Source organism: Salipiger bermudensis (genome assembly GCF_020171625.1).
GTDB classification, from domain to species: domain Bacteria; phylum Pseudomonadota; class Alphaproteobacteria; order Rhodobacterales; family Rhodobacteraceae; genus Salipiger; species Salipiger bermudensis_B.
In genome coordinates this window covers 1-23,124 of record NZ_JAIUZY010000022.1, presented here as the reverse complement: position 1 = coordinate 23,124, position 23,124 = coordinate 1, and the positions used below count along the sequence as shown (strand labels likewise).

The following is a 23,124-nucleotide window of genomic DNA, read 5'->3' as shown; positions in this document are numbered from 1 at the left end:
GGCGCTGCACAAGGCAGCAGGAGATAGCGCGGTCGCCGAATGGCACCGCTTGGAAGAGGGATGGGTCGAGTGAGTGCGGGTTGCGGTGCGGACGGCGTCGTCTGCCGTCCTGGGCTCAGTCGCCGGGGGTTACGGTCAGATCAGAGGCGACCTGCAGACCCTTCTGACACCGGAAAGCCGAGCCTACGTCGAGGATCATCCAGGCCGGAACAACAGGCGTACCCCACCAAGCAGCCTTGGCGTCGTCGTGCTCGACAGGACCGACAGGTGCGGAAGGGACCCGTTTGGAGCCCTTGCGGCGCGGCGCAACCAGATCGGTGCTCCGGGAATGCTCGACGGTCATGCGCAGCCCCCTTTCGCCTTGAACACCAAGCTGGAGTGCTCGATGCGCTCATAGCTTACCATCTGGAGGTGCCCGGACCGGATCAGCCGAACGAGCGCGCGAAAGCCCATCCCGTCAAGGCCCGTCTGCTCGACCAAGCTCTCGATCGTGACGACACCGAACATCCGGTCGACGATATCCCGGGCCACGGGATCGCCGAAGCAGTCCGGTCGCCGCACCGAATGGAAAAGCTTCGCGTTGAAGAACTCGACTGGGCAGACATCCCGCTCCGTGAACAGACGGAAGTCGTCCAGAACCCCCTGCGCAATGGCCTGCTCCTTGACGCGGGCCAGCTGCGCCAGATAGGCCTCCTTCACTTGCTCCAGGGGACGCACGGCATAGCCGATGACGGTCCCGTCGCGCTCGGTGGCGACAAGGTCGATGTAGTGTTTGTGGATTTCGCCGTCCTCATCGAACCAGTCGAAACGGACTTGCTCAACAAGCTTCTGCACTTCGGGGCGCGCTGCCAGCAACAGCGCCCCTTGCCCCTCAAGATGGCTCTCAACCCCGGTGCGAAAGCCGGAGCCGAAGCCTAGGACGATACCGCCGGTGAAGTGTTGGGTCGAACCGACCTGGGTGGCACGGTTGCCACGGCTGGGTTCGGGCAGGCGGACGCCGCCGCCGATGGAAAGGTCAGACATGATTTCTCCCGCCCCGAGAAATAGACATTCTCGGGCTATGACGATCTTGGAAATGCGCGGAGAGCCGTCCTTGTCCTGGCGACAGCATCATGCTAATCGGCAGGTGCAACACAGGGATCGGGCTTTCGCACGGTTCATTCGGGCGCCGAGCGCCTATATCTGGTTTTGGGTGTTTGAGCCTCTTTGGACAGTTTCTTCCGATGAGCGCCTGCAACCTGAGTGGAACTGAGAGATCAGAACCGCGTCAGGAGATCAGCCGCATATTCGGGAATTGCCCATAAGAGACACTGGCCCCGCCTGTCCAGCCCGCTGGGAGTGCGGGGTTTCGGGGGCCGAATTTTCGCAAATTCCGGCCTCAAGATCGGAAAGGCACACGCCTCCGATTTTCAGATCATCCAGCAAATTTTGCGAAAAGATGACCGGAAGTTCTTCAGCACCGGCCAAAACGCGGGCGCTGTGAGCTTCAGAAAATTTTTGAATGGTCATTTTCATCGGGATAACTCTGTGGATAGTTGAGAATGCACGCCAATTCGTCGACGCACATCATGAAATCACTCCGATTTCGCGAATCGAATTCGGCAAACCATTCGGCCCTCCGCGCCAGGAAGGCGCCGGGATTCGGTCAGGACGCGCCGCCGCGGGCGAGCTGCGACAGCCGCCGGAAGAGCTTGTCGGACAGGATCGTCCGCCGCTCCCACTCCGGTGTTTTCATTTCCCTGGCAGCATCCCCAAACCAGAGCTTCAGGCTGCCCTTGTCGGATCGGTGCGAGAACACGGCATGCGGCCCGTTTGAACTGACCTCAACGGAGACCGGGGCAGAGTTGAACCCTTCGTCGGCATCCTCGAACCCCTCCTCGAGCCAGTGACCGCAGAATGCGCCAAAGGTGCGATGCAGCTGCAGGCCAGCGACAGGCAACCGGTTCAGGGCATCAAGCAGCTTGCTCTCCCCTCCCGCATCGCAGTTGGCTTCCCATTGGATATGGCCGTCAAGAAACAGGTTCCCGCGCACAAGCCGAAGCTGCGAGAGTTCCCGCACGGCCTCAGGCGCATCTTTGGTCTCCAGCCCCATGACAAGTGCCAGGGTGAGATGAAAGATATCCTCCCCCGTCATGTCCGCCGCCGCCCGGCCACGGCCGCCAGGCGTTCGCAGTCCGGCCCGCGCCATGGCACGCGTCATCGCGTCGACCTTGTTGGGGTTCAGGTCGAACCGCTGGGCAAGCGCCCGCACCATTTCCCCTTTCGTCGCCATAAAAGATGTCCTCGTGAAGTGTCGTTGGGAGCGTTATGCCACCCGACAGATCACGCGTCAAGTTTACGGTAAAAGTTTTTCCGTAAAATATGCGGCCGCCGCGCGCGGCCTGAGCTTACGCCCCGCGCGCCTCGAGCGGCGCACCGCAGCACCGGCACACCGGGCGCTTCGCCTTCAGCTCGTCAAGGCGGTGCAGCGGCGCGCTTTCTAAAAAGCGCCGGACCCTCTCAGGGTCGACGCGGGCACTGCGCGCAGACTCCCGGTAGACCAGCCAGCAATGGACTGACCCTACGACGCTGATCACCATGCCAGCTATGCAGATCAACGGACCAATCATGGGCTTCCCTTTCTGGAGGTCATCCTGGGCACAATCAAATGGCACTCGCCCTCAAGAGGCTGCACCCTGACCGATGGCGTGTCAAATCCGCGGAGGCATGGTCGCGTCATAGCGCCAGCGCGCGCTGCAGATCTTCATGCTCGAAGGCGCTGGCCATGCGAATGATCTCCGCCGAACGCGCACCAACCGACCTCGCGGCCTCTCGTCAGGTGGCGGTGACTGTGGCCACCTCCTTGATGATTGCGCGCGCCTGCGCGAGCGTCAGGGCGAAGTATTCTGAAGCCTCTTCCAGCAGCTCGAGCGAGCAGGTGCCCTCGTCGAGATCCATATTGGTGGTCAGCACCCGCGCCTTGATGTCGGTCGGCACCGGATTGAGATCGCAGGCCGGCGACAGCAACCATCCCGCATTGCCGCGCCAGAGGAAGCCGTGGTTGCGCAGATGTTCGTCGACCTTGGAGATCAGCAAGCTGAAGACGACGCGGCGATACAGGGCCTGGGCATCGGTCTTGCCCTGTGCGCCATGCTCGGCCAGAGCGTCAACGATTTCGGGATAGCGTCCGCGCTCGCCATCCTTGGCGCCCATCATCGCCATCGCTGACAGGAACGGGATCCGCACGGCGCCCTCGCGATCAAACCGCCTCGCCCCGGATCGTGGTTGGAAGGAATGCTGGCGAGAACGCCGAAGATGCTCACCTCGATTGCTTTGGCCAACAAAATGGCCCGCAGCCTCTGGGCCATGTTGACGAATGACGAGGATTACAGGGGTCCTGCCATGGCCTGATCGGACCGCCGCCAGGGAGCGCCGGGAATGAGAGGAGTGCCTGAAAGTGTAGTGAAAGCGATCGACAGATTGGGATTGGACCAAGCCGTATCGACCCAAGAGCACCGAGCTCGCTCCGCTGATGAAATGCCAATCCGCGTATCAGCATATCGACCAGAGATCCAATGAAAACGCCTCACAGTACGCCTGACACATGACCGCAACGACCATTCATTCCAAGACCCTAAAGCAACCTTGACCTCAGCCGGGCATCCACAAATGGGTCGGAATATTCCTTCCCCACGCGGACAGAGCGGCTGGTGAAGAATATCTGTTCTTAAGCTTAAATTTTTAGCGCTTTTAGTAAAAAATAATAAAATCCATGATCGAGCATCCGGTGGGAGGCCGGACGACAAGCCACAACCGTCAACAGGTTTGACGCGCTCTGCCGCGGTGATTGGCTAGCACTTTCGATCCTTGGGAGGATACCATGAGATACACACGCCGTTCGACCTTAGTTCTTTTGACCGGGATGGCGATCACGCCGCTTGCCGCCGTCGCGCAGCAAGATTACCCGACCCGTCCGATCACCCTTGTCGTACCCTATGGTGCGGGTGGCACCACCGATATTTCGGCGCGCCAGATGGCGACAATGGCTGAAAAAATCCTCGGGCAGCCCATTGTCGTGGAAAACCATCCAGGCGCAAGCGGGACCAACGCAATGCGCGCTGTCGCGTCGGCCGAGCCCGATGGCTACACGCTGATCGCGACGACCTCGTCGCCGTCCTTCGTCACGCCGGCGCTGCGAGACGTGGGCTATGACACGCTTGCCGACTTCACCCCGATCATGAACTACTCCGGCCCGTTCCACGGCGTCGTGGTTCCGGCGGACAGCCCCTACGACACGCTCGACGCGCTGATCGAGGGCGCCAAGTCCGGCGCCGTGACCTATGGCACCGCGGGCGCCATGGGCGGCGCGCACCTGGCCTTCGCCTCGGTTGCCAAGGACACCGGCACGATGCTGCAGCACGTGCCCTTCGACGGCGCCTCGAAGGCGACCGCGGCGGTGCTGGGCGGCCACGTGGATGCAGCACTGGTTCCGGCCTATCGTGACCTTGTGCAGGACGGTCAGTTGCGCCTTCTAGGCGTGCTCGACGGCACAAACGACGCGGACTTCCCCGATGCCCCGACGCTGAAAGAGGCGGGGCTGGCCGCGGAATTCCCGTCGATCGTCGGCATCATGGCCCCCGCCGGCACCGACCCGGCGATCATCGCCAAGCTTGAAACCGCCTTCACCGAGGTGGCCTCGTCGGATGGGTTCAAGACCTTCATGACCGATCTCAGCCAACCGGTGCGGATCATGTCGGGCGACGATCTCGCGGCGAGGATCGAGGAGAACCTCGCCGCCTACCGCGAGATCGCCAAGGATCTCGGAAATTGAGCATCAACGGCCACGGGGGCGGGGTCGCCCGCCCCGGCTTCCGGATGCTGACCGCTGGGCTGTTGCTGTCAGCAGCGGTCTGGGGGCTTTACAGTCTTGAGAGCCAGATCCAGGTGTTCGGCTTCGGCGCCTCCGGACCGGACGCGCGCAGCTTTCCCCGCCTCGCCCTGTGGCTGCTGGCGGCGGTCGTGGCGCTCCGCCTTGTCCTGAGCCTGCGCTCCGAAGATGTCCCGCTTGGCAATCGGGTCCGGCTTGGCCGCGTTCTGGCCGTCACCGCAAGCAGCGCAGCGGCGCTATGGGTGATGCCGCAGGTCGGGTTCTTCTTCGGGGCCGCCGGTGCCGGTATCGTCGTGGCACTCACGCTGGGTGAACGCCGCCCCCTCTTGCTGGTCCTGCCGCTGATCGTGGCAGCCGTCGTGACCCTTGGCGGACGGCATGGACTCAACATCCCCCTGCCCTGAGCCTGCCGATCCATTCCAGACCTCAAAGGAGCGCAAGCCGTGCTTGTCGATGCCTTTCTCGAACTTCTGAACCTCTGGGTACTGGTCGCCGCGCTTGTCGGGATCATCTCGGGGATCATCATCGGGGCGATCCCCGGGCTTGGCCCCACCATGGCCATCGCGCTGCTGATCCCGGTCACCTTCTCGATGCAGCCGATCCCGGCGATCATCCTGCTGCTTGGCGTCTACCAAGGCGCGATTTTCGGCGGGTCGATCTCGGCGGTTCTGCTGAACGTGCCGGGCACGCCATCCTCCGCGGCGACGGCCATCGACGGTTTCGCCATGGCACGCCGTGGCGAGGGTGGCAGAGCGCTGCGCTTTGCCCTCTATGCCAGCGTAGTCGGCAACATCTTCAGCTGCCTCGTCCTGATGGCTCTGGCCGAGCCGTTGGCGCGCTTCGCACTGGATTTCGGCCCAGCCGAGATGGCGATGCTGATGCTGTTCGCCCTGCTGGTTATCGTTTTGTTCGGTGGCGGATCGAAGCTCGACGCGCTGATCATGGTCCTCGTGGGGGCCTGCGCCGGTGTCGTCGGGCTTGACCCGATCAGCGGCACGCCGCGCTTTACCTTCGGATCCTTCGCCTTTGAAAACGGGTTCCAGCTGATTCCTGTGCTGATCGGCCTCTTCGCCATGTCCGAGGTGCTCTTGCAGGCGTTCGACCGTGAAGCGCTCGTGGGCGACGTCAAGGTGCCGCCACTGAAAAGCTCCGTCGTGAGGTTCGTTGAACTGTGGCGGATGCGCATGACGCTGTTCTTATCCTCGCTCATCGGCACTTTTGTCGGCATCCTGCCGGGGATCGGCTCCACGGTACCCGCGTTCATGAGCTACAGCCTCGCCCGCTCGCGCTCTGCCGATCCGGATACCTTCGGCAGGGGCGCACCTGAAGGTGTCGCCGCCCCCGAGGCCGCCAACAATGCCGTGACCGGCGGCGCGCTAGTGCCGACGCTGGCACTGGGGATCCCCGGCGATGCAGTGACGGCGGTGATCCTTGGCGCCTTCATGCTGCACGGGCTCGCGCCGGGGCCGTTCCTGTTCCGCGACCACGGGCTGGAGGTCTATGCCATCTTCGAAGCGCTTCTGCTGTCGTCCATTCCGACGGCGATCCTTGGCCTGCTGTTCTTCCGTGTGGCGATCCACGTCACTCGCATCCAGCCGCGCCATCTGCTGCCCGCGATCACGATCCTCGCCATATTTGGCGCGTTTTCGGTGAACAACAGCCTGTTTGATGTCTGGGTGATGCTGGGTGCCGGCGTGCTGGGCTGCCTGCTGCGGCGCTCGAACTTCCCCCTGCCGCCGCTCCTGATCGGCCTGATCCTCGGCGCGCCGTTCGAACAAAGCCTGCGGCAGGCCCTTCTGACTTCGGGCGGTGGTTATGGCATCTTTGTGGGCTCACCCATCACTATCGGGCTTGTAGCATTGACCGTGCTGTCGCTGGCGATCAGCCTTTTCTTCAACCTGCGAAAGCCCCGCATATGATCACCGATTGCCACATCCACTCCTTTGCCAAGACCGAGGCCCCGCAGACCGGCGCCTATGTGCCGCCCGCACGCGACATCCACGACTATATGGACGAGGCCGCGCCGCTGGGCGTGCGCCGTGCGGTTGTGGTGCAGGCCTCGGTCGATGGGACGGACAACAGCCGGCTGGTGGAAGTTCTGGGCAACGCCGGACCCGTCGCCCTGCGCGGCGTTGCAATGATCGACGCCGATGCCGACCTGCAAGCACTGCACGCTGCAGGCATCCGCGCGACCCGCATTCAGGACCGTGCAAGGCTCGGGGCCAGCGCGCTTGATCAGCTTCCAGAACTTGCAAAACGCGTGGCCGAGATCGGCTGGCATATCGAGCTGAACACCGAGCCGCGCAGCTTTGACCGGCTTGCCGATATGGTGGCCGATCTGCCCGAGGGGCTGCGGCTGGTTCTCGACCACATGGGTCATGCCGATCCTGCCGCACCGGCCCCCCTGTTCCGCTTGCTCGAGACAGGTCGCGTCTGGGCCAAGCTGTCGCCCACGCGGGTCAGCACCGATATCGGGCACTACGGCGACCTGAGCGCGCTGGTGGAACGCCTTGGTGCAGCCTTCCCCGACCAGATCATCTGGGGCAGCGACTGGCCGCATGTTATGACCCCCGAGCCGGTGCCCGAGATTCCGCCGATGCTGGAGCTGTGCCGCAGGGCATTGAGCCAGGATAACTTCACGCGGTGCATGTGGGGCAACCCTGAAAGGCTCTACGGTTTCTGATGCTTCTGACTCTGGATGACTTCGAACCTGCCGCGCGGCGGCGTCTGCCGCGCCCGCTCTTCGGCTACGTCTCAGGCGCGGCTGAGACAGGTGCGGCAAGGCAGGACAATCGCGGTGCGCTGGACGCTTGGCGGCTGGTGCCGAACGTGCTGCGCGGGGTCGAGGGGCGTTCGACCGGCTGCGCGCTTCTGGGCGAGAGCTACACGGCGCCCTTCGGCGTCGCACCGATGGGCCTCTCGGCGCTGATGGCCCGCGACGGGGATGTGGTCCTCGCCCGCGCTGCAGCGGCAGCGGGCGTTCCCTTCGTGCTCTCCGGGTCGTCTCTCACGCGCATGGAAGCTGTGGTAGAGGCCAACCCGCAAGCATGGTTTCAGGCCTATCTGCCCGGCGAGGAGGACCGCATCCGCACCTTGATCGCCCGCGTGCGGGCGGCAGGCTTCGGTACGCTGGTGCTGACCGCCGACACCGCAGTACTGGCAAACCGCGAGAACAACATGCGCGCGGGCTTTTCCACACCGCTCAAGGTCAGGCCACGGCTGATCTGGGATTTCGCCATCAAGCCCCGTTGGGTGCTGGGCACCTTTCTGCCCACTCTGATGCGAGGCATGCCGCATTTCGAGAATTCCGATGCCGTGCGCGGCGCACCGATCATCTCGGAACAGGCGGCTCGGGATTTTGGGCGCAAGGATCACCTGAATTGGGATCACCTGGCGCTGATGCGTGACCTCTGGCCCGGCAAGTTGGTGCTGAAAGGCGTGATCGCGCCCGCCGACGTCGCGCAGGCCCGCGCGCTTGGCTGTGACGCGGTGGTCCTGTCGAACCACGGCGGGCGTCAACTGGATCACGCCATCTCGCCGTTGCGCATCCTGCCCGAGGCGCGGGCGCAGGCGGGCGACATGGCGCTGCTGATCGACGGCGGAATTCGGCGCGGCACCGATGTCATCAAGGCGCTGGCGCTTGGTGCGGACATGGTGCTGGTAGGGCGGCCGTTTCTCTATGCAGCAACGCTGGGCGGTCAGCCGATGGTCGAGCGCGCCGCCGAAATCCTGAAGGCCGAGGTGCATCGCAATCTCGGCCTGTTGGGTCTCCGGGACCTGTCAGAGGTCGGCCCCGGAATCCTGCACCCGGTCTAAAGCGCGCCCGAGAAAATCGGTGCTCCAGAAATGCCGAGGCTTTCGGGAAACTCGGCCTTGAGGATGCTGCCGCTGTCGCTTTCGGTGATGAAGAGGGTCCTCCCCTCCGGCCCGCCAAAGGCGCAGTTGGTGGTCCCCAGACCGCGCGGGCTACGCACTACGGCGATGGGCCGTCCCAGCACATCATGCACCCAGACCAGGCCCATACCGGTCTGGCAGACCACGACGCCGCCATCAGAGGTCAGCGCCAGCCCGTCCGGCCCGGCACGACCGCCCGAAAACTGGATGAACAGCCCTGCCTTGTTGACCCGCCCGGAGGGCGACATGGGCAAACGCCAGACCGCATTGGCCCGCGTCACGGCAAGGAACAGCACATTTTCTGCCAGATCCAGCACCAGCCCGTTGGGGCTGGGCACCTTGTCGATCAGGCAGGTCAGCGCACCGGTTTCGGGTTGCCATTTCCAGACCCGGCCCGTCGGGTCCTGCAGCCCGGTCTGGCCCTGATCGGTGAAATAGAGCGCCCCGTCGCGTCCGAAATGCAGATCGTTGCAGCCCTTGAAGCTCTCGGTATCCGCATCGCCAAGCGCCTTGGACACGGCCCCCGTGGCGGGATCCAGCAACATGATGCCATTCTGGTAATCCGCCAGAAAGATCCGCCCATCACGGTGGATCTTCAGCCCGTTGGGCTGGCCGTCGTATTCCGCGATCTGGGAGATCTCGCCCGCCGGATCCACGCGGAACACCCGTCCGAACGGAATGTCGACGAACCACAGGTTCCCATCGGTATCGAACGACGGCCCTTCAAGGAAACTGTCCGCGGGGGCACCGCGCCGGTTCTTCTCCGCCCAATAGGATGGCTGGCCGGTGCGGCGCAGCGCGGCGGGCAGCTCGGTGAAGACCTCGGCGTCAATGATGACCGGCTCGGGAAAAGGATAGGTGTGGGTCATCCGAACGTGAACTCCGGCAGGAACAGGGCGATGTCGGGCACGCCGATCAAAAGCAGCATGAACGCGACGATGATGAGGACGAAGGGCAAGGTGCCCATGATCACATCCTCGACCTTCACCTCGTTCGACGAGGAGGCGACGACGAACAGGATCACGCCCAGCGGCGGGGTGAGCTGGCCCAGTTCCACCAGGATCACCACGAAGACGCCGAACCAGATCGGGTCAACGTCCATGGCCATCAGCGCCGGGAAGATCACCGGCACGATGATCGCGATCATGCCGAGCCCTTCCATGAAGCAGCCCAGGATCGCAAAGACCAACATAATGATCAGCAGGAAGGTCAGGCGCGAGACATTGGCCTCTTCCAGCATGCCGACAAGGTCCTCACCGATGCCCGACAGAGCGGTGGCATAGGCGAAGATCATCGAGGTGAAGACGATGAAGAGGATGTTGCCGCTCATCGAGGCAGTGCGCGACAGGGCATCCTTGAGCAGTTGCAGGCTGAGCTTGCGATAGAGCGCGGCAATCAGGATTGCGCCGACGGTGCCCACGGCCCCTGCCTCGGTCGGGGTGGCGAAACCGCCGTAGATGCTGCCGAGGACGATGACGATCAGCATCAGGAAAGGTACGATATCGAGAAGCGCGCGCCCCAAATCACCAGCACTTGCCTTTCTCTCGGTCTTCGGCGCCAGCTTGGGGTTGATCAGAACACGTGCCATGATGAAGCCCATGTAGCAAAGCGCCAGTACAATGCCCGGCACCAGACCGGCAGCGAACAGGCGCGCGATCGAGGTTTCGGTGAAGGTGGCGTAGATGATCATGGTGATCGACGGCGGGATGAGGATCCCCAGCGTGCCGCCCGCAGCGAGCGATCCGGCGACAAGACGCTTGTTGTAGCCGCGCGCGGACAATTCCGGCAGGGCAACGGTGGACATGGCGGCGGCGGTCGGCGCCGAGCCGCCCGAGATCGCCGCGAAGATGCCGCTGCCCGCAATGTTGGTATGCAACAATCCGCCCGGCAGCCGCCGCATGAAAGGCGCGACGCCATTGTAAAGCCGCGTCGACAGGCCCGAGCCCAGCAGGATCTCGGCCATCAGCACGAACAGCGGAATGGCGGCGAGGGTGAAACTGTTGGCCGCGCCCCAGCTGACAAGGCCGAGCGCCTTCCAGCCGCCAAAACCCTTGAGCAGCCAGATATAGGTCAGGCCCGCGCCCGCGACGGCGAATTGCACCCACATGCCGCCAAGGATCAGGCCGATCAGCAGGCCGAAGGCGAGGATCGCTTCCATGTCAGATTTCCTTAGATTTGCGGAAGGTCAGCAGCAGCTTCTCGACCAGGAAAAACGCCAGAACGGAGAAGCCCGCCGGCAGGATGATCTGCGGAATCCACAGCGGTGTGCGCAGGACGGTCGGGGCAAATTTGCCCCGCGAAAATGACGACAGCGTCAGATCCTTGGTCTTCCATATCAGGATCACGCAGACCACGAGCGAGATCAGCACGAAGGCGCGGATCAGCCAGCGGCGGGTGCGCTCGGGCCAGGTATCCAGCAGGAAATGCACCTGGAACATCGCATTGCGCCGCAGCGAGACGGCCGCGCCGAAGAAGGTCATGAAGACGACGCCGTAGCCCGTCAGCTCCTCGGCAAAGCCCAGCGAGTAGTTGAAGCCGCCGCGAAGCAGCGCCTCGAGGCAGACCAGCGAGACGAGCGCCACCAAGACCGCGCCCGTTGCAGCGCCCGTGATCCGTGCGGCAATGTCGAAAATGGGGCCGGCCGATGCCGGCCCCGTTCTGCTCTGCGTCTGCATCTTACTTACCGATGGCTTCGCGCACGGTGGCAAGGGCTTCGACATACTCCGGCCCGTTCTCCTCGGCCCAGCTCTCCCAGAACGGCGCCAGCTTCTCGCCCGCCATCTCTGCGTCGCCCTCTGCCGCATCGACCAGCGTCATGCCCGCTTCGGATTGCGAGGCCTTCTGCGCTTCCTCGTCTTCAAGGAATGCGGCGGTGGTCGCGGGGCCTTCTTCTGCGACGATCTCGCGCAGTTTGGTTTGGGTGCCCTCGGAGAGCGCGTCGAAGCTGTCCTGGTTGGCGATGATCATCGAGTTGCCGTAGTTGACCGCGAAGCGGTAGTTATAGGGCAGGAACTCGTGCCAGTTCTTCGCCCCGCCAGCAGAGGCGGTCAGCACGCCCTCGATCACGCCGCGTTCCAGCGAGGTCGGCACTTCGGAGCCGGACAGGGTGATCGGCGCGCCGCCGAACATCTCGACGAACTTGCCCTGCTCTGGCGAGGTCACGCGGATCTTGTGTCCTTCGAGGTCTGCCAGCGAGCTGATCTCGAAAGTAGTGAAGATCGTCTGTTCCGGGTAGCGGTAGCCGCCCAGCAGCACGACGCCCTGCTGTGCGAAGGCCTCGACCAGCGTCGGTTCCATCGCCGCATAGGCCTTGGCCCATTCCTCGTCGTTCTCGATCAGCATCGGCAGGTTCAGAACCCGCGCGATCGGCACCGAGCCCGAGAAGAAGAAATCCGCCGCCATGTCGATGATGCCATCACCCACGGCCTGCGTGATGTCTGCGGACGCGATCTGCAAGGTCTTGCCAAGGTGCAGGTCGATGGTCAGGTCGCTGTCTTCCGCGGCGCGGTCGACGATGCGCTGCATGCCCTTGACGGCAGATGTCGTCGAGACGGACGAATAGGTGTAAGCGGTCCAGTCGTCGGCATGTGCGACGGTGGCGGACGCGGCGATCAGCGCAGCGGCGCCGAGGGTTTTGATGTTCATGATTTTCCTCCAGTTTCAAAGTGTCGGGGCGGACGTTGCAGCCCGGTCCATCTTGTTTCAGTGCGTTGGAATGGCCTCGGGGTCGAAGCTTGCCAGCTGCGCGGCGACGCAATGGCTCATCGCTGTGAAGGCCCGCTCCACCTGGCCCGTCCCGATGACAAAGGGATTGCCATCGGACCCAGCCTCCATGGCGTCGAGTTTGGTGTAGGTCGCATCGAGGGTTTTGTGGTTCGACAGGAACACGTCGAAACCTTCCTCCCCCGCCATCGCTGCAAGGCGGCGCTGCGACTCGATCATCTGAACAAATTGCGCTGCGTTCGGCCCGAAGTTCAGCCCGTTGCCGCCCCAGATGATCGCCTTGTGCGCCGTGCCATCGTCCGTCAGCGGAACGATGGTCGACAGGGTTCCGGGCGTGTGGCCCGGCGTTTCCAGCAGGGTGATCGTCGTGTCCCCCAGCGTCACCGTATCGCCATCAGAAACACTGACGTCGCGCTTGGGCGGACGGCCCCAAAGCGGGTCGTCGAACTGAAGTTCATCCTTCTCCAGCTCCTGCCAGTCGGTGTCCGACATGATGATCTCGGCACCGTACTTCTCCTTGAGGTAGGCGGCACCGCCGTAGTGGTCGCCATGCGCGTGGGACACGACGATCTTCTTGATGTCAGCCGGATCCAGCCCGATCTCGCGCAGCCCACCCTCAATAAAGCGCTTGGCCTCATCTTCGTTGTTGAGCGCATCGATCAGGATGATGCCATCGGATGTGGGGATCGCCCACGTCGTGGTCCAGGACGTGCCAAGGAAGACCAGGTTGTCGAAAATCGCGGTGGACCGCAGATCGCCCTTGCCGACCAGTCGCTCCAGCATCTCGTGCCCCTTGTCATGGGGGATGGTGAAGGATTTGCCGATCTTTTTGCAATGGCCCAGCACATACGCAAGCTCCTGTCCCGCGGCGGCCTCTGCGGCTTCCACATGGCGTGCCGACATGTCAGGATCGCTCTCGGCGGATGCCGGCAGCGCGCCAAGCAGCAGCGCCGCCGCAAGTGCGGTGCCCGTCCCGTATCTCATACCGTTCTCCTCCCGAAACTCAGTCGTCTCTCTACTGCAGCGGTCTTACTTCCAGGGTGTTTCAGCCCAGATCCGGGCAGCGATGTCATCCTGGTTGGAGGCGGTCTCGGCGAAGTCATCGCCCACCATGAAGGCGATCGGGTTGCCCTGTTCGGCCATCATCGCTTGGAAGTCGGGGTTTTCGTTGACGGCGCTCAGCGCGGCGCGCAGCTGATCCGTCGTCGCTTCGTCCAGCCCCGCAGGTGCGACGATGCCGCGCAGGGACGACATCTGCACGTCATAGCCCAGCTCCTTGGCGGTCGGCACATCCGGGCGGAAGGGCGAGCGTTCGTTGGCCAGCACCGCCAGAACGCGCAGTTCGTCGGGGAAGTTCGAGGTCTGGCCCAGCGTCATGGTTCCGGCGGCCACATGCCCCCCCATGATCGCGGTGCGCGCGTTCGATGCGCCCTTGAACGGCACCAGAGTGAACTCCGCCCCGCTTGCGTCCTGCATCATGTTGGCGGCGAAATGATCATTTCCGCCAAGGCTCGACAGACCCAGCGTGATCGCGCCCGGGTCGGCCTCGGCCGCGTCCAGAAGCTCGGCCAGCGTCTGGAACCGGGACGTGGCTGCGACGGTGATCGTGTTTGGATCTTCGACGAAATTCGCGAGATAGGTGAAGCTGTCCACGTCGTAGTCCGCCGCGCGGTCTTTGGTTAGTGCAAGGGCCGCTGGCAGGTTGAAAGTGCCCAGAGTGTAGCCGTCAGGCGCCGCCTCGGAAACCTCGGTAAAGCCGATCTGGCCGCCCGCGCCAGGCATGTTCCTGACCACGACCGATGCGCCATCGCTTAGCTCCTGCTCAAGGAATTGCGCAACCGTACGCGCCATCACGTCGGTGCCGCCGCCGGCGGAATAGCCGACGACAATCTCGACGGGCTTTTCTGGGTATTCGGCGAATGCCGCGGTGGCCGTAAGGACCAGCGCAAGAGCGGTAAGGGGTGTTTTCATGACGGTATCCTCCCAGTGTCATGTGCGAAAATCTGGTCATCGATGCCGTAGGCGCGCGCCGCGCTGCGCCAGAACAGGTCATCGCGGTCTTCCCGGCTCAGCGGCGCGGCAAGGCGCTTGAAGGCGTTCCAGAGCGTCCGGTAGCTCAACTGTCCCTTGTCCACGGGGAAGTTGCTTTCGAACATGGCGCGGTTCGGCCCGAAGAGCTCGAGGCAGGTTTCCACCCACGGCCGCCAGTCCTCGGCCAGTGTCTCGGAATGCGGCGGCAGCGCCGCGTCGGCGTAGCGCCAGCCAAAGACGCCAAGGCCGAAGCCGCCGATCTTGATGCGCGTGTTGGGCAGCGCGGCAACAGTGGCCAGCGCATCGCGCCAGGCGCAGAAATTCTGTGCGTCGAAGCGGTCATGCGGGCCGACGCCAAGCGGGCCGCCGCAGTGGTCGACGATGACGGTCAGCTCCGGAACGGCCTCGGCCAAGGTGCGGACCTCTTCCAGTTGGGTCTGATAGGCCCAGACATCGAGCGATAGGCCCTGGGCGGCCAGCGCCCGGGCGCCGTCGATGAAGGCGCTTGTCTGCAACAAGCCCTCGGGGGGCGGGTTGGGATTGGAGCGCACCGCCGGATCGGGATGCCAGGCGGTGGTATTGCGGATGCCGATCACCCGACCCTGCCCCCCCTCGGTCAGCGCGTCCAGCACCGGGCGCACGTCGTCGCCCAGTTGCATGTTCGCCATGGCAATGATGCCCGACGGAAACCGATCCTGTCCGCGCGTCCAGTCGAGCACGGTTTCGACCTCGCCCACCGGGCGCAGGCTTTCGGGGCCGTGATCGCGATATCCGGTGCGGCATTGAACATATAGGCTCGCCCGCACGTCATGGCCCGAGCCAACATCCGCCATCAGCTCCTTGGCGCGGTAACGCCCCTCGGGCCGGTCCCAGAGGTGGTGATGGCAGTCGAAGATCGGCTGCTCTGGGGCAAGAGTCTCCTCCTGCCCCAGGGCCAACCAATCCTCGCGGACCTTATGATGCGGGCTCGCGATCATGCTTTCTTGCGGCTGTCGATGAAACGTTTTTTCAGCGTCGGGCCGACAACCACGGCGACGGTCAGCGCCACAAGGATCAGGCTGGTGGTGTTCTGGAAAAGCACCAGCGGATCACCGCGTCCAATCCGCAGCGCAAGGCGCAGGTTCTCTTCTGCGAAGCCACCAAGGATCAGGCCCAGAACCACGGGGGGAAGCGGAAACTTGAGCCGGTCCATCACCCAGCCAATCGCGCCGAAGCCGAGCATCAGGTAGACGTCAAACATGCGGCCATGGATCGAATAGACGCCGATCAGCATGAGCACGATGATCACCGACCCCAGAAGCGGGCGCGGCAGATTCAGCAGGCGGGCGAAGGAATTGGTCGCCAGCGAGCCACCCAGCAGGACCAGAAGGATCGCGCCGAACAGGAACTGCCACATGAAGCCGAAGACGATGTCCGGGTTGTCGCGGAACAGCATCGGCCCCGGTTGCAGGCCATGCACCAGCAGGCCTCCCAACATGACCGCAGCCACAGCGGTGCCCGGGATGCCGAGTGTCAGCGCGGGGATCAGCGCCGATGCAGTGTCGGCATTGTTGGCGACCTCGGCGGCGGCGACGCCCTCAGGTTCGCCCTCGCCCCAGGTTTCAGGATGCTTCGAGGTGCGGCGCGCCTCGTTGTAGGACATGAAGGCCGCCATGGAGCCACCGGCGCCGGGCAGAATGCCGATCCAGATGCCAAGAAAGGAACCACGCAGCCAGGTCTTCCAGTAGTTCATACGCGGCAGCGCCTTCCAGATCGGCTCGGTCCCCAGTTTGGAACTGTTGACGCCATCGGTCTTGAGCGGGGTTTCCAGCAAGTCGATCACCGGCGGCAGCGCGTATAGCCCGACCAGCAGGATCACGATGTTGATGCCGTCCAGCATTTCGAGCTGGCCAAAGGTAAAACGGTCGTTGCCATAGATCGGGTCAGAGCCGATTACCGAGACAAAGACCCCGAAACAGGCCGAGATCAGGCCTTTGATCGGGTTTCCGCCCAGCAGGAAGATGATCGAGGCCAAGCCGAAGACCGCAACCCAGAACACCTCGGACGGGCCGAACAGCAGTGTCACCTTGGAGAGCGGCGGCGCCAGCAGCATCAGCGCGAAGGCCGATGCAATGCCCCCAATCGACGAGGACACGACCGCGACCTGCAGGGCGAACCCGCCCTCGCCCTTCTGCGCCATCGGGTAGCCGTCGAATGTGGTGGCAACGGCGGCAGGCGTGCCGGGAATACGCAGCAGAACGGCGGGAATGGCGCCGCCATACATCGCGCCGTTATAGATGCCCGCCATCAGGCCGAGCGCGACAAGTGGCTCAAGGCCGAAGGTGAAGGGAACGAGGACGGAGATCGCCATGGTGGCCGACAGGCCCGGCATGGCGCCTACGACGATGCCCGCGATCACGCCGATCACGACAGCGGCAAAATTCGTCCAGGCGAAGACATCCGGCAGGGCATGGAGAAGATCGGAATACATGGTTCAGCGCCCCCAAAGTCGGCCGGTGGGGAAGTCCTGCGACATCCCGAAATCAAAGATCGCCCAGATCGTGCCGACGACGATCACGGTCGCGATCAGCAGGCCCACAGGGCTGCGATAGCCGAAGGTCCACGCGACCAGTGGGATCGTCACGACGGTGCTGATGTAGAAGCCGACGAAATCGCAGGCCAGGGCGTAGCTGACGATCATCAGGAAGGCCCCGATCACCCGCTTGGGCGAGGTGGTCATCGGCGCGGCGTCTTCGCCAGCGCTGGCCTTGCGCTGATCGGCAAGCAACAGGAACACCGACAGCACGATCAGACCGATCAGCATGGCGGCAGGTAAGAGCGCGGAAATCGCGCGCAGATCATAGGTCGGAACAAGGAACCCGGCAGCGACCACGATGATGCCGACCGCAGTCAGGGTTTCGGGCCTTGCCAGGCGGGAATTACGGCTCTCGGGCATGAGATTGCCTTCGGTATGAGGGGTGAGATGTCCAAGGGCGACGCCCTATACGACTGGGCGGTGTGAGGGAGGTCTCCCCCCTCACGCACATGGCCTCAGTTCCAGGGGGTGGTCTGCCACACGCTGTTGGCGAGGTCGTAGAGATCCGAGGTCAGCTGCTTGAACTCCTCGCCGGTCACCACTTCGATCGGGTTCGCGGTCGCGGCCATGGCATCGAGGAACTCCTGATCATCGGACAGCTGCGAGAAGGCGTCGATCAGTTTGGCCTGCACGTCCTCGGGCAGACCGGCAGGCGCGATAAAGCCGCGCATGGAGCCGTTCACGAGGTCCAGTCCCTGCTCCTTGAAGGTCGGCAGGTCGGGGGCGAATTGCGAACGCTCGTTAGTGGCGACGCCCAGCACGTTCAGCTGGTCCTGGAATTCGGCCACTTCCGAGATGTTCAGGATACCCATGGCGACATGGCCGCCCAGCAGCGCGGTCCGTGCGGGAGCCGAGCCCTTGAAGGGAACGATGGTATACTCGGTATCGGTGGCCTGCTGCAGTTTGATCAGCGCGAAATGGTCATCGCCGCCGAGGCTCGACATGCCGACGGTCACGGCCAGTGGGTTTGCCTTGGCCTCTTCGAGCAATTTATCCAGTGTGTCGAGACCGCTTTCCTTGGAGGTGACAATGACGTTGGGATCGTTCACCACGTTTGCGAGGTAGGTAAAGCTGTCGCGGTCGTAGCCGGCCTCGCGGTCGATGGTGCGCGCCATCATGCCCGGCAGGTTGAAGGTGCCGAGCGTGTAACCGTCAGGGTCCGCGTTGGCCGCCTCGGTCACGCCGATCTGACCGGAGGCACCGGGCATGTTCTTTACAACAAGGCTTGCGCCGTCCCCGAGGTATTTCTCGATGAAGGGCGCGGCGGTGCGCGCCATGACATCTGTCCCCCCCCCGGCCGAGTACCCGACGATTACCTCGATGGGCTTCTCGGGATATTCGGCCAGCGCGGCCCCTGCGGACAGGATCATCGCGCCTGCGATGGCGGATTTCTTAAAAATGTTGAGCATGTTACTCCTCCGTTTCATGCGCGTGTTTCAGTCGTCGAGCAGGGCGCAGCCGCGTTCCTTGAGCGCGCGGTCGACCCAGGTCCGGTCGTTGGTGCCGGCCTCGATGTCTGCCATTTGTTTGATTTCTTTCGCAGACTTGTCCTGAGTGGCTTCCAGGATCGTCTCGGCCCCGTCGATTGGCACGCAGAGCACACCATCGCTATCGCCGATGACGATGTCGCCGGGGTGGAACACCATGCCGTCGATGGCTATGGGCACGTTCACCTCTCCGGGGCCGTCCTTGTATGGGCCGCGATGGGTGACACCCGCCGCCCACGTGGGCAGGTTGGTTTCGCGGAAATTGTCCAAATCACGAATCGCACCGTCAATGACAAAGCCGACAACACCTTTCTTGATTGCGTAGGCCAGCATCAGCTCGCCCATCAGCGCGTTGTCCAGCGCGCCACCAGCATCGACAACGATCACGTCGCCGGGCACGGCCCGATCGATGGCCGCGTGGAGCATAAGGTTGTCGCCGGGGCGCGCCTTGACAGTCAGGGCGACGCCCGCCATGCCACCCGACGTGTGCATCGGGCGGAGGCGCGATCCGGCGGCTGTCATGCGCGACATGCTGTCAGACACGTTGGCGACGGGCAGCTTGGCGAATTCGGCAACGATCTCAGGAGCGGCAACGCGGTCGCGTTTGAGGATACGGAACCCGGTGGTCATGGTCATTTCTCCATACTGGTCGGCTCAGCCTGTGCGGCGGCCAGCAATTTTCGGTTGATGATGCGTTCGGGAGCGACGGGCTGCCCGTCGAGGATCTGAAAGATCCCGCGCACGGCATCGACGCCGACCCGTGCTCCCGCTTGGCGGGTGACGCCCCCGATATGCGGGGTCAGCACGATGCGTGGCTCGGCAAAGAACGGGTGGTCGGCCTCAGGCGGCTCAGCCGCGAAAGTGTCGAGGCCCGCGCCCGCCAGATGGCCGCTCTGGATCGCGGCCAGAAGTGCCGGCTCGTCGATCAGCCCGCCGCGGGCAGTGTTGACTACGAATGCGCCTTCCGGCATCCGGGCGATTGCTTCTGCATTCAGGATCTGCCGCGTCTGGGGGGTCAGCGGGCAATGCAGGCTCAGCACATTGGCCTCCGCTAGAAGCTCCTCGAAGCTGTCGCAGCGGGTGACGCCGAGTTCCTCGAAAGCGCTGTCTGGCGCGTACGGATCATAACCGATGAGGGTCAGCCCCAAACCCTTGGCCATGCGGCCCGTGGCCTGTGCGATCGCGCCCATGCCCATCAGACCCATGGTAGATCCGGCAATTTCGCGTCCCGCAAAGCCCGGCTTTTCCCAGCGCCCGTCCCGCAGACCAGCGTCAAGCGGTAGGATCCGCTTGGCGCAAGACAGAAGCAGCGCGATGGCATGTTCGGCCACGGACACGGCGTTGGCACCGGTCGCGACCAGCACTGGAATACCCCGATCGGCAGCGGCCTGGATGTCGATATTGTCGACCCCGACACCGTGCTTCGAAATTACCTTGAGCTGCGGCGCCGCGTCCATGACTGCGGCGTCAAGACGCCCCATGCGCGACACGATCCCTTCGGCGCCAGTCTCCTGAAGGTACTCGGAAATCACCGCACTGTCAGCATAGGGCGGGGTATGCACCGTCTTGTAACCATGGTCCGCCACCAGCTGGGCGGCGGACGGATCGAGGTCAGGCCCCGTAACGAGGATTGTCTTGCTCATCACACATGTCTCCACAGCGTCCCAAAGCCTCGGGGCGCGCCATTTCGTGTCTCTGTTTTTCGATTGGCCCACAGCGGTCTCCCGAACCGGCTATGGGTGTCCTCCTTGGTTGGAAACCGTATCGCCAAAAATGACTTCACAAAAGCGCGTATTTTTGGTTGTTAGATTTAGAAAAACTGGATCTCTCATGGACACACGGCAACTCAAGACCCTTCTGGCCATTCAATCGCATGGCACCTTCGCGCAGGCGGCAGACCTTGTCGGCCTGACACCTTCAGCCGTCAGCCAGCAGGTTCACGCGCTCGAGGAGGAACTGCGCGTGACCATCTTCGACCGCACCAAGAGACCGCCGCGGATCACACCTGACGGCCTCCAGGTCATTGAAATGGCGGAGGATATCCTACGCCGCGCCGAGGACGCGAAGGCCAGTCTGCGCGGCGACCAGATCGCCGGTACGCTTATGCTGGGATCGGTCCGCTCGAGTGCGCTGAACTTGCTGCCACGCGCCATGGTGCAGATGCGCGGGCGCTATCCGGACCTGAAGCCAAGCTTGCGAGTATCCCTTTCCTCAACGCTGATCGCGGACGTGGCCGGAGGACGGCTCGACGCCGCTATCGTTGCGGAACACCTCGGTATTCCCAGCACCCTGCGCTGGAGCCCCTTCCTTCGTGAACCGCTTTGGCTGATCGTGCCGCGTGGCATGGAAGCGAGCGACCCGATCAAACTGTTGAACACGCGTCCCTACATCCGTTTCCGAAGCGCAGTGCCATTGGCGAACCTGATCGATACAGAGTTGTCCCGTCTGGGTGTTGTAACCAATGACGTGGCCGAAATCGACACTATCGGATCGATCGTTACAGGCGTGCGGCAAGGTCTGGGCATTTCGGTTGTGCCACATGTTGCTCTGCAGGAACCCGCGGATCTAAACATCATGCGCCTGGCCTTCGGCTTTCCGCAGGTGACCCGCCAGATTGGCATTGTCGAGAGGACTGCGGCGCCGCGTGCTGAAATCATCGCCCTCCTGCACGCTGTCCTCGCTGACCTTTGCGGTGACTACGGAGTAGACAGGTCTATACGATCCTGACCACGTCTACGTTTCCAATCGCCGTACGATCTGCCCGGCCCCAGTTCCTTTGAAAGCGCCAGTTGTTGGAAGGCTAGGGTGCGAATTGACCTGCTCCCCTTGCTGTCCGCGTTTTTTAGTTCGCTCTGTTCAGGGTTTGGTCCTCCTAACCGTTGGTGATACTCCCACGGGGTGAGCCCGTCGAGGCTCGTCTGGGGGCGGTGATGGTTGTAGTCGTTGCGCCAGTCGGCGATCAACTCGCGGGCGTAGCGCAGGTTGGCGAACAGGTACTCGTTCAGGCACTCGTCGCGCAGGGGGCAGGTCACATCGTTTGCCAATCGCTCCGCTCACGTCAAGGTCGGCCCAGAGCCGCCATCGGCAGGTAACTGCAGATGCTGCGACAGCATCCCGCTTTGCGGACATTGGCTTCCGTCATCAGTGCTTCTATCATCCGCGGAAGATCCAAGAGGTGCTCACATGGAACGCGAACCCAACCTTGTCATCTCCTGCGCCTCCCAGCGCGTCGTCGAGGATGGCGTGCCGTTCAAGGTGGATATCTACAAACTCGAAGGTGGGGACGGTTGGTCTCTGGAAGTCGTTACCGAAGACGGGACATACATTGTTTGGGATGATCTCTTCGAAGACGACCAAGCGGCATTCGAGGAGGCAATTAGCACCATTCGCAGTGAAGGTGCGGTCGCCTTCGCCAACGGCGGTTCGAACGTCATTCCGTTCCGGCAGTAGCGATCGGCCCTTTGCGGTCATTGGCCAGGATCATTATTGCCGCAGCGCGCCTTCCCCTTACCGGACCTTCCTGACGGCGTGCAGCATAGTCCGGGCCCCGAAGGTCCGCAGAGCGGACAAAGCGGCCATTGCCACGATCAATGAAGGCGCATATCGGAGGGATATGCATAAATTTGTAGTCCCACATGATCCAACATGGGCGCTGTCTTTCGAGCGTGAAGTCCAAGCAGTCAATCGGGAGCTTGGAACAGGTGTAATGGACATTCACCACATTGGAAGTACGTCCATTCCCGGTATTCTCGCCAAACCTATCATCGATATGCTCGGCGTCGTCTCCACGTTCGAGAACGTCCCGCAGCTAATCCCGACCTTACTAAATCTGGGATACGAATCCATGGGCGCGTATGGCATCGATGAGCGACAGTATTTCCGAAAGGTCGACATTTCTGGGCGAAGGACCCATCACCTGCATGTGTTCGCAGCGGGTTCGGTCCACATCGAACGCCACATCGCTTTCCGAGAATACCTGCGCAAAAATCCTTGGATAGCCGCGCAATACTCCGATCTAAAGGCGCGGATTGCCGCTGCCAATAATATTTCTCGGCGCGAGTATGCGGACGCCAAATCCCCTTTCATCGTCGAGACGGAGCAGAAGGCAGTCGACTGGTATCGGCGAACACACATTAATCTGCCTAGCCAATGAGGGCTCGAAGCAGACCTGCGGCGGCGCGGCAGGCCCGTCGCCTTGGCGCGCCAGGCCCGCGGGCGCTGAGGGCCCTGAGCAGCCGTTCGCCAGAGTGGACATCGCCGCAGTGCGGCTTCCCCATACCTGACCTTCGTGGCACCTGCAGCATCGTTCAGGGCTTCAAGGTCAGCAGTGCGGACTTAGCTGCCTTTGGGACGCAGATGGTTTTTCAGACCGCTCGGATATAGTTCTGGTCCGCCGTCCAGGTCCAAGTCGCCGAGATCAAACCATCTTGGCCTGCTGCCGGTTTCGTGGACACGAAGATAAGATCGTGACCAAGGAACTGGAGAGTGGAAATGAAGAGACGGAAGTTCAGCCGCGAGTTTAAGATTGAGGCGGTAAAGCTGGTGAG

At 63.0% G+C, this 23,124-nt stretch carries 26 protein-coding genes and 2 pseudogenes; 9 read left to right on the top strand and 19 right to left on the bottom strand.

The genetic code is table 11. The features are described 5' to 3' along the window. Positions 1-115 precede the first annotated feature (115 nt). The 5 genes from LCM15_RS21935 to LCM15_RS21915 form a co-directional block, all read right to left on the bottom strand. Complete coding sequence (locus LCM15_RS21935) at positions 116-343, bottom strand: hypothetical protein (protein WP_224859952.1); 228 nt, start codon at positions 341-343, stop codon at positions 116-118. After that, complete coding sequence (locus LCM15_RS21930; RefSeq protein WP_224859951.1) at positions 340-1,023, bottom strand: hypothetical protein; 684 nt, start codon at positions 1,021-1,023, stop codon at positions 340-342. The genes LCM15_RS21935 and LCM15_RS21930 overlap by 4 nt, the downstream gene beginning before the upstream one ends. A 252-nt stretch (positions 1,024-1,275) precedes the next feature. After that, on the bottom strand, positions 1,276-1,515 hold the full coding sequence (locus LCM15_RS21925; RefSeq protein ID WP_224859950.1) for a hypothetical protein: 240 nt from the start codon (positions 1,513-1,515) through the stop codon (positions 1,276-1,278). 130 nt (positions 1,516-1,645) lie between these two features. Beyond that, complete coding sequence (locus tag LCM15_RS21920) at positions 1,646-2,272, bottom strand: hypothetical protein (protein WP_224859949.1); 627 nt, start codon at positions 2,270-2,272, stop codon at positions 1,646-1,648. A gap of 542 nt (positions 2,273-2,814) precedes the next feature. Continuing rightward, positions 2,815-3,225, bottom strand: a complete 411-nt coding sequence (locus LCM15_RS21915) for a HipA domain-containing protein (protein WP_224859948.1) — start codon at positions 3,223-3,225, stop codon at positions 2,815-2,817. A gap of 30 nt (positions 3,226-3,255) precedes the next feature. Here LCM15_RS21915 and LCM15_RS21910 point away from each other — a divergent pair. The 6 genes and pseudogenes from LCM15_RS21910 to LCM15_RS21885 form a co-directional block, all read left to right on the top strand. After that, positions 3,256-3,390: pseudogene (locus LCM15_RS21910) on the top strand (IS110 family transposase); the annotation flags it as partial. A 469-nt stretch (positions 3,391-3,859) separates the two neighbouring features. Further along, positions 3,860-4,810 carry a tripartite tricarboxylate transporter substrate binding protein gene (locus LCM15_RS21905; RefSeq protein ID WP_318246077.1) on the top strand — a complete coding sequence of 317 codons (951 nt, stop codon included), beginning with the start codon at positions 3,860-3,862 and terminating at the stop codon, positions 4,808-4,810. Next, entirely contained in the window at positions 4,807-5,271 is a 465-nt protein-coding gene (locus tag LCM15_RS21900; protein WP_224859947.1) for a tripartite tricarboxylate transporter TctB family protein, read from the top strand. Before LCM15_RS21905 ends, LCM15_RS21900 begins: the two co-directional genes overlap by 4 nt. Before the next feature lie 39 nt (positions 5,272-5,310). Continuing rightward, entirely contained in the window at positions 5,311-6,786 is a 1,476-nt protein-coding gene (locus tag LCM15_RS21895; RefSeq protein ID WP_224859946.1) for a tripartite tricarboxylate transporter permease, read from the top strand. Beyond that, on the top strand, positions 6,783-7,550 hold the full coding sequence (locus LCM15_RS21890) for an amidohydrolase family protein (protein ID WP_224859945.1): 768 nt from the start codon (positions 6,783-6,785) through the stop codon (positions 7,548-7,550). Before LCM15_RS21895 ends, LCM15_RS21890 begins: the two co-directional genes overlap by 4 nt. Next, positions 7,550-8,683: an alpha-hydroxy acid oxidase gene (locus tag LCM15_RS21885; RefSeq protein ID WP_224859944.1), complete on the top strand. Its 1,134-nt coding sequence runs from the start codon at positions 7,550-7,552 to the stop codon at positions 8,681-8,683. Before LCM15_RS21890 ends, LCM15_RS21885 begins: the two co-directional genes overlap by 1 nt. On the opposite strand, the gene LCM15_RS21880 is transcribed toward LCM15_RS21885, so the two are convergent. The 12 genes from LCM15_RS21880 to LCM15_RS21825 all read right to left on the bottom strand — a co-directional run bounded on the left by LCM15_RS21880 (position 8,680) and on the right by LCM15_RS21825 (position 20,220). Further along, the gene (locus LCM15_RS21880; protein WP_224859943.1) at positions 8,680-9,630 is read right to left on the bottom strand and encodes an SMP-30/gluconolactonase/LRE family protein; all 951 of its coding nucleotides are present in this window, start codon (positions 9,628-9,630) and stop codon (positions 8,680-8,682) included. The genes LCM15_RS21885 and LCM15_RS21880 overlap by 4 nt on opposite strands. Then, positions 9,627-10,919 carry a TRAP transporter large permease gene (locus tag LCM15_RS21875; RefSeq protein ID WP_224859942.1) on the bottom strand — a complete coding sequence of 431 codons (1,293 nt, stop codon included), beginning with the start codon at positions 10,917-10,919 and terminating at the stop codon, positions 9,627-9,629. The genes LCM15_RS21880 and LCM15_RS21875 overlap by 4 nt, the downstream gene beginning before the upstream one ends. Before the next feature lies 1 nt (position 10,920). After that, positions 10,921-11,436, bottom strand: coding sequence for a TRAP transporter small permease (locus LCM15_RS21870; RefSeq protein ID WP_224859941.1), 516 nt, complete (start codon positions 11,434-11,436; stop codon positions 10,921-10,923). Position 11,437: 1 nt separating this feature from the next. After that, positions 11,438-12,406, bottom strand: a complete 969-nt coding sequence (gene dctP / locus LCM15_RS21865) for a TRAP transporter substrate-binding protein DctP (protein WP_224859940.1) — start codon at positions 12,404-12,406, stop codon at positions 11,438-11,440. 57 nt (positions 12,407-12,463) lie between these two features. Further along, a complete protein-coding gene (locus LCM15_RS21860; RefSeq protein WP_224859939.1) occupies positions 12,464-13,387 on the bottom strand; it encodes an MBL fold metallo-hydrolase in 924 nt (307 codons plus the stop codon). A gap of 126 nt (positions 13,388-13,513) precedes the next feature. After that, on the bottom strand, positions 13,514-14,455 hold the full coding sequence (locus tag LCM15_RS21855; protein ID WP_224859938.1) for a tripartite tricarboxylate transporter substrate binding protein: 942 nt from the start codon (positions 14,453-14,455) through the stop codon (positions 13,514-13,516). Beyond that, positions 14,452-15,492: an amidohydrolase family protein gene (locus tag LCM15_RS21850; protein ID WP_224859937.1), complete on the bottom strand. Its 1,041-nt coding sequence runs from the start codon at positions 15,490-15,492 to the stop codon at positions 14,452-14,454. Before LCM15_RS21850 ends, LCM15_RS21855 begins: the two co-directional genes overlap by 4 nt. Beyond that, a complete protein-coding gene (locus LCM15_RS21845; protein WP_224859936.1) occupies positions 15,489-16,985 on the bottom strand; it encodes a tripartite tricarboxylate transporter permease in 1,497 nt (498 codons plus the stop codon). Before LCM15_RS21845 ends, LCM15_RS21850 begins: the two co-directional genes overlap by 4 nt. Positions 16,986-16,988: 3 nt before the next feature. Beyond that, on the bottom strand, positions 16,989-17,450 hold the full coding sequence (locus LCM15_RS21840; protein WP_224859935.1) for a tripartite tricarboxylate transporter TctB family protein: 462 nt from the start codon (positions 17,448-17,450) through the stop codon (positions 16,989-16,991). Positions 17,451-17,545: 95 nt separating this feature from the next. Continuing rightward, positions 17,546-18,499 (bottom strand): Bug family tripartite tricarboxylate transporter substrate binding protein, encoded by a 954-nt coding sequence (locus LCM15_RS21835; RefSeq protein ID WP_224859934.1) that lies wholly within the window; start codon positions 18,497-18,499, stop codon positions 17,546-17,548. 27 nt (positions 18,500-18,526) lie between these two features. Continuing rightward, the gene (locus tag LCM15_RS21830) at positions 18,527-19,213 is read right to left on the bottom strand and encodes an RraA family protein (protein ID WP_224859933.1); all 687 of its coding nucleotides are present in this window, start codon (positions 19,211-19,213) and stop codon (positions 18,527-18,529) included. Further along, positions 19,210-20,220 carry a hydroxyacid dehydrogenase gene (locus tag LCM15_RS21825; RefSeq protein WP_224859932.1) on the bottom strand — a complete coding sequence of 337 codons (1,011 nt, stop codon included), beginning with the start codon at positions 20,218-20,220 and terminating at the stop codon, positions 19,210-19,212. Before LCM15_RS21825 ends, LCM15_RS21830 begins: the two co-directional genes overlap by 4 nt. A 187-nt stretch (positions 20,221-20,407) precedes the next feature. On the opposite strand from LCM15_RS21825, the gene LCM15_RS21820 reads away from it, so the two are divergent. Then, positions 20,408-21,304 carry a LysR family transcriptional regulator gene (locus LCM15_RS21820; protein WP_224859931.1) on the top strand — a complete coding sequence of 299 codons (897 nt, stop codon included), beginning with the start codon at positions 20,408-20,410 and terminating at the stop codon, positions 21,302-21,304. Positions 21,305-21,419: 115 nt separating this feature from the next. Here LCM15_RS21820 and LCM15_RS21815 read toward each other — a convergent pair. After that, positions 21,420-21,597, bottom strand: a pseudogene (locus LCM15_RS21815) (integrase core domain-containing protein); the annotation flags it as partial. A 163-nt stretch (positions 21,598-21,760) separates the two neighbouring features. Between LCM15_RS21815 and LCM15_RS21810 the strand changes: the two are divergent. Both LCM15_RS21810 and LCM15_RS21805 read left to right on the top strand, forming a co-directional pair. Further along, positions 21,761-22,027, top strand: a complete 267-nt coding sequence (locus LCM15_RS21810; RefSeq protein ID WP_224859930.1) for a hypothetical protein — start codon at positions 21,761-21,763, stop codon at positions 22,025-22,027. Then, entirely contained in the window at positions 21,912-22,730 is an 819-nt protein-coding gene (locus tag LCM15_RS21805; RefSeq protein WP_318246078.1) for a GrpB family protein, read from the top strand. Before LCM15_RS21810 ends, LCM15_RS21805 begins: the two co-directional genes overlap by 116 nt. Positions 22,731-22,941: 211 nt before the next feature. Here LCM15_RS21805 and LCM15_RS21800 read toward each other — a convergent pair. Continuing rightward, positions 22,942-23,124: hypothetical protein (locus tag LCM15_RS21800; protein WP_224859928.1), on the bottom strand; the 183-nt coding region annotated here is incomplete at its 5' end.